General features: G+C 75.4%; 6 protein-coding genes and 1 pseudogene. 4 read left to right on the forward strand and 3 right to left on the reverse strand.

All coding sequences use genetic code 11. The annotated features are described in order from the left end of the window. Positions 1–45: 45 nt before the first annotated feature. Together EBM89_RS11015 and EBM89_RS11020 are read right to left on the reverse strand one after the other, a co-directional pair. Complete coding sequence (locus tag EBM89_RS11015) at positions 46–1,371, reverse strand: citrate transporter (protein WP_122149478.1); 1,326 nt, start codon at positions 1,369–1,371, stop codon at positions 46–48. Positions 1,372–2,072: 701 nt separating this feature from the next. Further along, the gene (locus EBM89_RS11020) at positions 2,073–4,571 is read right to left on the reverse strand and encodes a helix-turn-helix transcriptional regulator (RefSeq protein WP_158609643.1); all 2,499 of its coding nucleotides are present in this window, start codon (positions 4,569–4,571) and stop codon (positions 2,073–2,075) included. A gap of 720 nt (positions 4,572–5,291) precedes the next feature. Between EBM89_RS11020 and EBM89_RS11025 the strand changes: the two genes are divergently transcribed. The 3 genes from EBM89_RS11025 to EBM89_RS11035 all read left to right on the forward strand — a co-directional run bounded on the left by EBM89_RS11025 (position 5,292) and on the right by EBM89_RS11035 (position 9,049). Beyond that, positions 5,292–5,891 carry a hypothetical protein gene (locus EBM89_RS11025; RefSeq protein WP_147463530.1) on the forward strand — a complete coding sequence of 200 codons (600 nt, stop codon included), beginning with the start codon at positions 5,292–5,294 and terminating at the stop codon, positions 5,889–5,891. A 37-nt stretch (positions 5,892–5,928) separates the two neighbouring features. Then, complete coding sequence (locus tag EBM89_RS11030; protein WP_147463531.1) at positions 5,929–8,157, forward strand: RCC1 domain-containing protein; 2,229 nt, start codon at positions 5,929–5,931, stop codon at positions 8,155–8,157. 67 nt (positions 8,158–8,224) lie between these two features. After that, a complete protein-coding gene (locus EBM89_RS11035; protein WP_122149482.1) occupies positions 8,225–9,049 on the forward strand; it encodes an Lsr2 family DNA-binding protein in 825 nt (274 codons plus the stop codon). 15 nt (positions 9,050–9,064) lie between these two features. On the opposite strand, the gene EBM89_RS11040 is transcribed toward EBM89_RS11035, so the two are convergent. Next, on the reverse strand, positions 9,065–9,268 hold the full coding sequence (locus tag EBM89_RS11040) for a hypothetical protein (RefSeq protein WP_147463532.1): 204 nt from the start codon (positions 9,266–9,268) through the stop codon (positions 9,065–9,067). A 128-nt stretch (positions 9,269–9,396) separates the two neighbouring features. On the opposite strand from EBM89_RS11040, the pseudogene EBM89_RS11045 reads away from it, so the two are divergent. After that, positions 9,397–9,641 (forward strand): annotated as a pseudogene (locus EBM89_RS11045) (2-phospho-L-lactate guanylyltransferase); the annotation flags it as partial.

Raw genomic sequence — 9,641 nt, forward strand, 5'->3', positions numbered from 1 at the left:
CGCTCCTCTCGTTGCGGGCGGGGCCGGGCCCCGCGGGTGCGGGTGCTAGAACGCCGAGCGCTGCCAGACGTAGACGACGGCGACGAGGACCGCACCGACGACGTAGCCGGTCGGGATCGCCTTCTTCATGAAGTCGCGGGCGGGGACCTTGCTGTAGCCCAGGCCCCACGCGACCCACGACTGCGTGATGTCGAGGTGCTGCGGGACGATCGTGAGGATCGCGAACATCGGGAACATGAACGCCACCCCCGGCAGCGAGCCGTTCGCGGCCTGGATCGCGACCAGGACCACCGGGAGGATCGCCGCGCCGGACCCGACGAGGTTGGTCGGGCCGCGGAAGAACCCGAGCGGGACGAGGACCGCGAAGACGATCGCGATCGCCAGCGGCGTCGTCGGGATCACCCCGCCGATCAGCGACGTGAAGTACGGCGCCGCGAAGCCCGCGGCGTTGTTGAACATGGCGAGCATGAGCAGGAACCCGACCATCGGGGCCACGTCGACGGCGCCGTCCGAGAACAGCTTCGCGAACAGGCGGCACACCGCCGCGTACCCGCCCCGCAGGCGCCCCGTGGTCAGCAGCGCGTACACCGCGGACAGGATGAACCCGAGGATGATCGGCAGCTCCAGCAGCAGCACCCCGAGGATCGGCAGCACGATCGCGAGCCACGAGTACCACGGGGCGTCGACCGTCGTCGCGCTGGCGGCCGGGGCGCTCGCGGACATCGCGTAGGTCCGCGACCGGCCCATGAGGACGTTGGCGAGCCCGATCACGACCACGAGCGCGATGACCATCCCGGTCAGGGCGATGGGGAAGTAGTCGCTGAAGTGGTAGTCCATCACCGCCGGGTCGGCGGCGGCGTAGATGCCCTGGTACTGCGTGAAGTTGACCATGTTCGCGACGATCCCGGCCATGATCGAGCCCAGGAACGCGAACAGCGCGACGGGTGCCGAGATGCCGAGGGACAGGAAGATCGGCAGCACGATCACCGCGATCGAGATCACGGGCCCGATGCCGGTCATCACCATGAAGATCACGGCGGTGACGACGCAGATCAGGGACATGGTGAGCCGCGGTCGGTCACCGCCGAGCTCGACGACCTTGCGGATCAGCGTCGCCGCGATCCCGGTCTCGACCAGCACGCGCCCGAAGAACGCGCCGAAGAACACGTTGACCAGGATCGACGCGGCGAAGTTCGCCGGGCCGGTCGCGAACACGTGCGTGAGGACCCCCAGCGTCGTGGGGTCCGCGAGGTTCTGGATCTGCTCGTTGGGCGACACGGCGTGGCCGACGAGGGTGAGCGTCGTCCACAGCGTCGCCATGACGAAGAACCCGACCATCAGGTTGTAGCCCTTGACGCAGTACCAGACCATGCCGGCGAATGACAGGATCAAGATGATGCCGATTGCTGCTTCCACGGGGGTGGCCTTCTCTCGTCACGCGGGGCGTGGGCCCGGGGCGGGAGGTGCGGCGGGGTCCAGGGACCGGGCAGCACCGCGAGCGCGCCCGGTCGCCGGGCGCGCGGGGATGCGCGGGAGCGCGGACGCGCTCCCGCATGGGGGTGTGGTCGCCGTCGGGGAGACGGCGGTGCGGGGTAGACGTCGACGTCCGCCCCGGCGGCTGCGGGCGCTCGTGACGCCGCGGTCGGCGGACGGGTGGTCAGCCCGCCGAGCGGCGCACGCGGCGGGACGCTGGGCGGACGCGCCGTCTCGACGCGTCACCGCAGGGCGGGCGACGGGTGGGTGCCGGGGCTCGGTGCCGGGGCCGGGCACCACGGAGGGTGCGGGGAGGCGGTCGTCCGGGCAAGACAGCTCCAGGGGCCGTGGGTTTGTTCGTGCAGGCAGGTCCAGCGAGCACCCCGCGCGTCCCACCACGGCTGAAGGGACGCACGTCCCGGCTCCGGTCGTCGCGGGACGCGTCACTGCCGTCCCGCGCGACGGTGGAGCACCGGCGAGCGCACGATCAGCCTAGGACCGCGGCGTCCCCGCAGGCCAGAGGACCGAAGTCCCAGATCCGGCGGTGGTCGGGACCCGTCGGTCCTGACCCCGGGGGTCGGCACCTCGGTGCCCCACGGTCACGCGAACCGCGTGCCGAGCCTGCCGATCGCCGCGCGGTCGGTCGCCCCGGTCTTGCGACGGATCTGGCGGATGTGCCCCTCGATGGTGCGGACGCTGAGGAACAGCTCCGCGGCGATCTCGGGGTTGGTGCGTCCCCGGGCGACCAGGTCGACGATCTCCCGCTCGCGGTCGCTGAGCACGCGCTGGTGCAGGGCGCCGGGCGCCCGTGCGCCCCGGGGGTGCGCGGCGGCCGCCGCGGCGCGCTCCCGGGCGGCGCGGCCGGGCTCCCCGTGGCGGTGGAACAGGTCGGCGGCCAGGTGGTGGCACCGGGCGGCCTCGTCGAGGACGCCGAGCTCCGCGAACCGGGTCGCGGCGGTGTGCAGGCCGACCGGGTCGTGCTGCCGGAGCGCGGTGCGCGAGTCGAGCAGGGCCTCCAGGTAGGCCCCGCCGAGACGGCGGGTGCCGTCCCCGGCCGGGACGTCGACGTCGTCGTCCCGGCCCAGGAGCGCTCGCGCGAGGTCGGCGGCGTCACCCGGCAGGACGAGTCCCCGACGACGCAGGCCGGCGGCGCAGCGGCCGAGCGCCTCGAGCGCGACCTCCACCTCGCCGTCGACGTAGGCCCGCACCGCGTGGACGGTCGCGGGGCACCCCCACGGCAGGACCCCGCTCTGCCGGGCCGGCGCACCGGCCCCGCCGAGCAGCCCCGACGTGAGCGAGTCGTGCGCCGTCGCCGCCGACAGCAGCACGAGCGTGCCGTGGCAGGCCTGCCGCACCGGCAGCGGGTCCGTCCAGGGCCGGTGCGTGGGCAGCAGCGCCAGGAGGTGGCGGCGCGCGTCGGCCAGCCGACCCTGCGCGACCAGGCCGAGGGCCAGCACGTAGGTCCCGCCGGTCCAGGCCGAGGGCGAGGACGACGCCGTTCCCCGTGCCCGCATCTCCGTGCCCCGTGCGACGCCCGCGGTGACGTCGCCGCGGGCCAGCGCGCACAGGCCCAGGAGCAGGTCCGCGCCGTGGTCGAGCCACGCGGGCCACCCGGGACGGTCGGTACCGAGCAGCTGCTCCGCCCGCTCGTAGCGGCCGGCGAGCGTGTGGCAGGCCGCCAGGACGAAGCGTGCCGTGGCCCCCTCGAACCCGGGGTGGACCAGGGAGGGCGTCAGCACCTGCTCGTAGTCGCCGGGCACGGAGCCGAACTCCGCCTCCAGCAGGTAGGCGACCAGCCGCAGCGTCGCGCGCACCTCGGGCGCCGCGTCAGGGGCCGACCGCAGGTCCGCCGCCGCGGTCCGGGGCTCGGTGCCGCGGTGGATCGACCACCGTGCCGCCGCGGAACGGAGCTCGACCTCGTCGAAGGTCGGCCGCCCCACCGGTGCCTCGGTCTGCGTGAGCACCGCCTCGATGATCTCCGCGTCCTGGTCGAGGGACGTCAGGTGCAGGACCCGCACCGCGTCGCGGACGTGGCGCGACGCGCGCCACGTGTCGAGGGCGACCACCAGGTCGTGCCGGGTCGTCCTGCGGTCGACGGGGAGCCCTCCCGGGGCGGGAGGCGCGGGCGGACGCGAGCCGACGAGCCGCTCGGCGAGCCCCCGGACCCGCGGGTCGTCGTCCGCCCGCGCCCGCTCGTGGGCCCGCCCGAGGTCGAACACCAGCCGGGGGTGCTCCTGCGCGAGGACGTGGGAGGCCAGACCCGGCGGGTCGAGCGCGACCTGCGTCCCGTCGTGCGTCGCGGTGGTCCGCAGGAGACCGTGCTCGTACAGCGAGGAGACCGCCTGCTCGCCGAGCAGCCTGCCGGCGACGTCGGTCGGCACGCCGCCGGTCCTCGCGAGCACCGCGACGGCAGCCCGGGGCTCGGGGGACAGCGGTTCGAGGAGTGCGTCGAAGAGGGGACGCAGCTCGCGCGACCACCCGGCGGTGCCGGACCAGTGCGATCCCGTCCACCGGACCGAGCCGTGGGCGAGTCCCGCGTCGAGCAGGGCGATCGCCAGCCCGGGCAGCCCTCCGGACTCGTGCAGGACCTGGGCGGTCAGCTCGGCCGCGAGGGAGCCGCCGAGGCGCTGGTCGAGCAGGTGGTGCAGGTCCTCGAACGGGAGCGGGTCCAGGGGGACCTCGACCCAGGCCGACGAGGCGGAGAAGGCCGCACCGGACCGGGGCCCTGACCCGGGGAGCCGGGTCAGGAGCACGGGGACGCCGGCGTGCCGCGCGAGCGCCCCGAGCACCTCCGCCGACCGGGGCGTGAGGCGCTCGACGTCGTCGACGACGACCACGTCCGACTCGGCCGAGCCGAGGTCCATGACCTCGCCCAGGTCGAGCTGGACGAGCAGCGCCTCCCGGTCGGCCGCCGTCAGGGGGGTGCCGGAGGGCCACTGGCGAGACCACCGCCAGGTCGCCGGGGCGAGCCGCACGTCGCGTCCGGCGTCCTCCAGCGCGTCCCGGACGGCGTCGAGCACGGTGGTCCGCCCCGATCCGTGCTGCCCGACGACGGAGACGCACCGGCCCTGCCGCAGCAGGTCCACGACCCGGGCCACCGCGTGCTCCCTGCCGACCGGCCCGTGCGGGGGCGGCCCCCAGATCCGGGGAGGGATCACGGGACCCCTCCCGCAGGACTCGGGGTCGGGCGGGCGGTTCGCGCCGCGCGAGGTCGGGTCGCGGCTGCCAGGACCTGGCTCACGTTCGCTCCTGCATCACGTGGGGTCGGAGAGGTCGGGCTCGGCTGCCCCCCGCGCTCGCCGCTGACCACGACAGCGTGGACCACCTCCGCAGCCCGTCCGGCACCGCGTGGGGGGTGTGCGTGGGTGGCACCCCGCCAGCGGGTGCTGCGGGAGCGGACCCGGGTGCCCGGCCGTGCCTGGCCCGTGGAACGCGTAGGTCGAAGGTCCCGGTCCGCTCGCCCGCGGAGCTCCCGCGGCCGTGACCTGCACCGATGGGTGGTGCTCCCCACGTCCGACGCGCGTGCGACCGCTGCCCCGGCGGCCGGCAACCACGCCTGGTGGGTCGCAGGTCCCGGGTGTGCGGCCGGATCCGGTCGGTGCGGCGCCGGGGCCGCACGTGGGAGGCACCTGAGCGACGGCCCGGAGCGCGCGGTGAGGCGGCCCGGGCACCGGGAGCGCCGATCCCGCGCCGAACCTGGTTCAGCACCCACGACGGGCCGGACCGATCCGGCAGGTCCGGGCCCGGGCGGTCACCGACCGTGCCGGCTCCCACGGGTGGCTGTCCTGACAGACGACGAGAAGGTGGACCGACCGATCATGAGCACGACCCTGAAGAACACGTCGCGCAAGAAGACCTGGACCGCCGTGGGCGTCGGCGCCCTGGCCGTCGCCGTGGCTGGTGCGGGCGCCTACAGCACCCTCACCACGTCGATCGCCGACAACCGGTTCTCCGCCGCGGTGCCGGAGGAGACCGACGAGCCGGTCGAGGGCGCCCTGCTGGTGCTCGAAGGCAAGGAGATCGACAAGACCTTCGACAGCGACACGCTGAACGACTGGGCCGTCGGCGACTGGACGCTCACCAATCGCGGAGCGTCGGCCACCGAGTTCGACGGCACGTTCCAGCTGCACAACGACATCGACCAGGCCCTCGCCGAGGCGCTGAAGGTCCAGTACGCGGTCGTCGACGACGCCGGGGACGTGGTCCGCTGGCGGGACGCCGGCACCGTCGCGGCCACGGGCAGCCTCTCCGAGGTGCTCGGCATCGACTCCATCGCGGGCGAGTCCACGATCCCGGTCGTGGTGCGCGTGCTGCTCGAGGACCCGCAGGTCCTCGTGGGTGCGGACGAGACCGGGGCCCCGCTCCATGTGCTCGCCGACTTCACCGTGTCGTACCTGGACCCGATCGAGCGGTCCTGACACCCCCGGTCCACGCCCAGGAAGGAAGCACCCACCCGTGAGAGCCCTCCGCGTGCGGGCGACGGCCTCGTGCCTCGCCGCGCTGCTCACCGTCCCGCTGCTGCTCCTGCCGTCGGCGTCCGCGGCCCCGGTCCAGGACGAGACCACCCCCTCCGTCCTCGAGCCGACGTCGCCCGACGACGGCGGAGCCGACACGACCGTCGACGACCCCGCGCCGCAGGAGCCCGGCGACGACGCCCCGCACGAGCCCGCCGACGACGCCGCGGACCGGGCCGCGGTCCCGTCGTCCGCGGTGGTCGACTGGCGTCGGCCGGAGATGGACGCGGGCGTGCACGTCCCGCTCGTCTCGCCCGACAGCGGACCGGCCGCCGGGGGGACGGAGGTGCGCGTCCGCAGCAACCGGCAGCTCGTCACGGACGTCGCCGCCGGACCGGGTGGGGTGTCCGTGGTGACCCGGGACGGTCAGCTGATCAGCTGGGGCAAGGGCACGGGCGGTGAGCTCGGCACCGGCGCCACGGCCGACTCCACCACGCCGGTCTCCGTGGGATGGGCGCAGATGGACGCCCAGGGCGCGGGCGGCTACCAGAACTACCTGGCGGTGACGCGGTCGATGTCCGAGGTGGCGGACCACGCCACCTACGCGATCGTCTCGGAGCCGTACGACGGTCGGCGGCCGGCGGACGAGGGCGGCATCATGCTGATGGCCTGGGGCCACGGCGGGAGCGGGCGCCTGGGGTGGCCGGGAGCGGCGAACGGTCCCAACCGACCGTCGAGCGTGCTCGGGTTCGCGTCGGCGAGCTCCACCAGGGTGGTCGACGTCGCCGCCTCCACCTACGGCGCTGTCGCGCTCCTGTCGGACGGTGAGATCCGAGCGTGGGGCCGGGGCGTCGAGGGCCAGCTCGGCAACGGCACCACCACGGCCGAGAGCCGGGTGCCGGTGCAGGTCGACACGCGGTCGATCCCCGCGCACGAGCGGGTCGTGCGCGTCGAGGCCGGGTACCAGAGCTACTACGCGCTGACCGACCACGGATCCGTGTACGCCTGGGGGCAGAACAACCTCGGGCAGCTCGGCGACGGGTCCCTCGTCAACCGCACCGTCCCGACGCGGGTCGGCTGGGGCGGGACCCTGCTCGGCCAGCCTGTCCGGGACATCGCGGTCCTCGGCCGCAGCGTGGTCGCTCTCGGGTTCGACGGACGGGTGCACGCCTGGGGCAGGGGCGACGCCGGGCAGATGGGGAACGGGACCTTCATCCTCGTCAACGCCAACCCGGTGATGGTGGACACCACGGGCGAGATGATCGGTCAGCGGATCGAGCGGGTGTTCGGCTCCGCCAACGCCGCCTTCGCCGTCGACGCGGACGGCGTCGCGTACGCCTGGGGCGGGGGCGGGTTCGGCGAGCGCGGCGACGGGGCGCTCGGCAACACCGCCCGTGCGTCCCGTGTCGCGACGCCGGCGTCGACCTCCCGGATCGTCGAGATCCAGGGCGCGGGCATCGGGGTCACGACGGGCACCGTCGTCGCGCTGAGGTCGGACGGCGCCGTGCTCACGTGGGGCTACAACTCGCACGGCCAGCTCGGCACCGGTGCGGCGACGGGCATCCCGGTCCAGCGGCCCGCACGGACCCTGGGGGACCTGGGCAACGCGCTGAACACCCGGGTCTCCTTCGACGGGGTCGAGGGGACGGTGCTGCGGCTCGAGCAGTTCGGGGCCGTGATGGTGGTGCGGGTGCCGCCGGGTTCGCCCGGGTGGGCCAGGCTCACCCTCGAGGGCGGTTCCCTCGGCGTGTCCCCCTTCGGGGGCCTGGAGTGGTGGCCCCGGGACACCGCGTACGAGGCCGCCTTCCGGTACGACATGGGCCCGGTCGCCCCGACCGTGGTCGCCCACCCCGACCCGGCGTCGGGGTCACCAGGCGGCGTCGTCGAGCTCCGCGCGGCGGCGACCGGGTTCCCTGGTCCCGAGGTCCGGTGGGAGACGGCCCCCGTGCACTCCGACGACTGGCAGCCCCTCGGCACCCAGGACGTGGTCGTCCGCGACGAGGCCACCGAGCGGCCGGACGGCCTCGTCGAGGTCGGGTCGACCATCACGGTCGAGGTGGGGCAGACGGCGGCGCGGTACCGCGCCGTCTTCACGAACGAGCCGGGCAGTGCTGTGACGGACCCGGCGACGGTCAGTCCGACGTGGGAGGACATGGGCGCTCTGCGTGTGCTCCTCACCCCGCGTGTGACCCTCGTCGGCTCGTTGCCCGGACGGGAGCGGGCCAGGTGACCCGCGGACCGGGTCCGCGACGGACGCCGACCACGGGACCGCACGAGACGACGGAGGAGAGCAGACGATGACGACGCGACGAGAGTGCGGGTGCACGGCCGCGCGGATCCGCGCGTGGGCCCGGCAGGACGGGATCAGCATCGCCGACCGGGGGAGCGTGCCCTGGCGGGTCCACGAGCTCTACCACGAGGCGCACGACATCGACCTGCCCGGTCGCCCGCAGGCGGGCCCCGGCTCGCGGACCGCGGTCGCCTGGCGCCGCGCCGGGCTCGCGTCCCTGGTCGCGCTGACGACGTCGGGCGTCGTCGCGCTTCCTGCCGCCGCCGACGAGATCCCGCTCGTCGAGGTCACCGGGGCGCCCCTGGTCCACCACTTCGACCTCGGGGTCCCCGGCGACGCGGTCACGGGTCGGTGGCAGATCGCCGCGACCTCGACCGACCCGGTCCCGTACGACGGCGTCCTCACGACGTACGGGCCGGTCTCACCGTCCCTGGCCCGCGCCCTGCACGTGCAGTACGGGCAGCTCGACGGCGACGGACGGGTCCGCGCCTGGTTCGACGCCGGCACGCTCGCGGACCCGGTGAGCCTCGGGGACGCGCTCCCCGACGTCGGGCCCGTCGGGGCGGGTACGCCGGTCACCGTGCCGGTGCGGGTGCGGCTCCCCGACCCGCAGCACGTCACCGGCGAGGCGGGGGACCTGCTCGAGGTCGAGGCGGTGTTCACGGTCTCGTACCTCGGCCAGGGTCAGGTCGCCGCCGGCGACCAGCAGGACCTCGGGCTGGCCGCGACGGGGGTGCCCACCTGGGTCGTCGCCGTGGCTGCCGCGGCCCTCGCGGCGGGTCTGCTCGCGCGGCGACGGAACGGACCGGTCGGCGGCGTGCCGACGCCGTGACCGGCGCCGCGGGCGTCAGGGGACGAGGACGTCGGCGCCCTGCCCGGGGCCGGCCGCCCGGGTGGGGTCCGCGCTCGGCCACCGCAGGTCCGGGCACGCGGCGGCCGTCCGGCAGAACCGCGCGGGCTCGTGCGCGCCCCACCCCAGGGGGACGGCGACGATGCCGCCCAGGCAGCCGACGAGGACGAGGACGGACATCACCCGCTGCCGCACCCGCACCCGACCCACCCCCTGCGCTCCGTGCTCCGCCCTGACCCCCACCCCATCGGCCGACGGCTGCCCCGGGCGAGGCGATCGCCCGGCGACCACCCGTCCGGCGGGGCCGGTGCGCCACGTAGGGTCGGGGGGTGCTGCACGCCCGGTGGGTCCTGGTCGTCCCCGTGAAGGAGGCGAGCCGGGGCAAGACCCGCCTCGCCGACGTCCTCGAGCCCGGCGCGCGGGCGGCCCTGGTCCGGGCCATGGCGCTCGACACGGTCGAGGCCGTGCTGGCGGCGCCGCGGGTCGCGCGGGTCGTGGTCGTCACGGGGGACGGGCCGGTCGCGGCCGCGGCGGCCGCGCTGCCCCGGGTGCGGGTGCTGCCCGAGCCCGCTCC

Source organism: Cellulomonas triticagri (genome assembly GCF_003696205.1).
Lineage (GTDB): Bacteria > Actinomycetota > Actinomycetes > Actinomycetales > Cellulomonadaceae > Cellulomonas > Cellulomonas triticagri.

Excerpts from the sequence above, each read along its gene's own strand:
- EBM89_RS11015 (WP_122149478.1), bottom strand. The coding sequence starts at position 1,371 with ATGGTCTGGTACTGCGTCAAGGGCTACAACCTGATGGTCGGGTTCTTC.
- EBM89_RS11025 (WP_147463530.1), top strand. The coding sequence starts at position 5,292 with ATGAGCACGACCCTGAAGAACACGTCGCGCAAGAAGACCTGGACCGCC.
- EBM89_RS11035 (WP_122149482.1), top strand. The coding sequence starts at position 8,225 with ATGACGACGCGACGAGAGTGCGGGTGCACGGCCGCGCGGATCCGCGCG.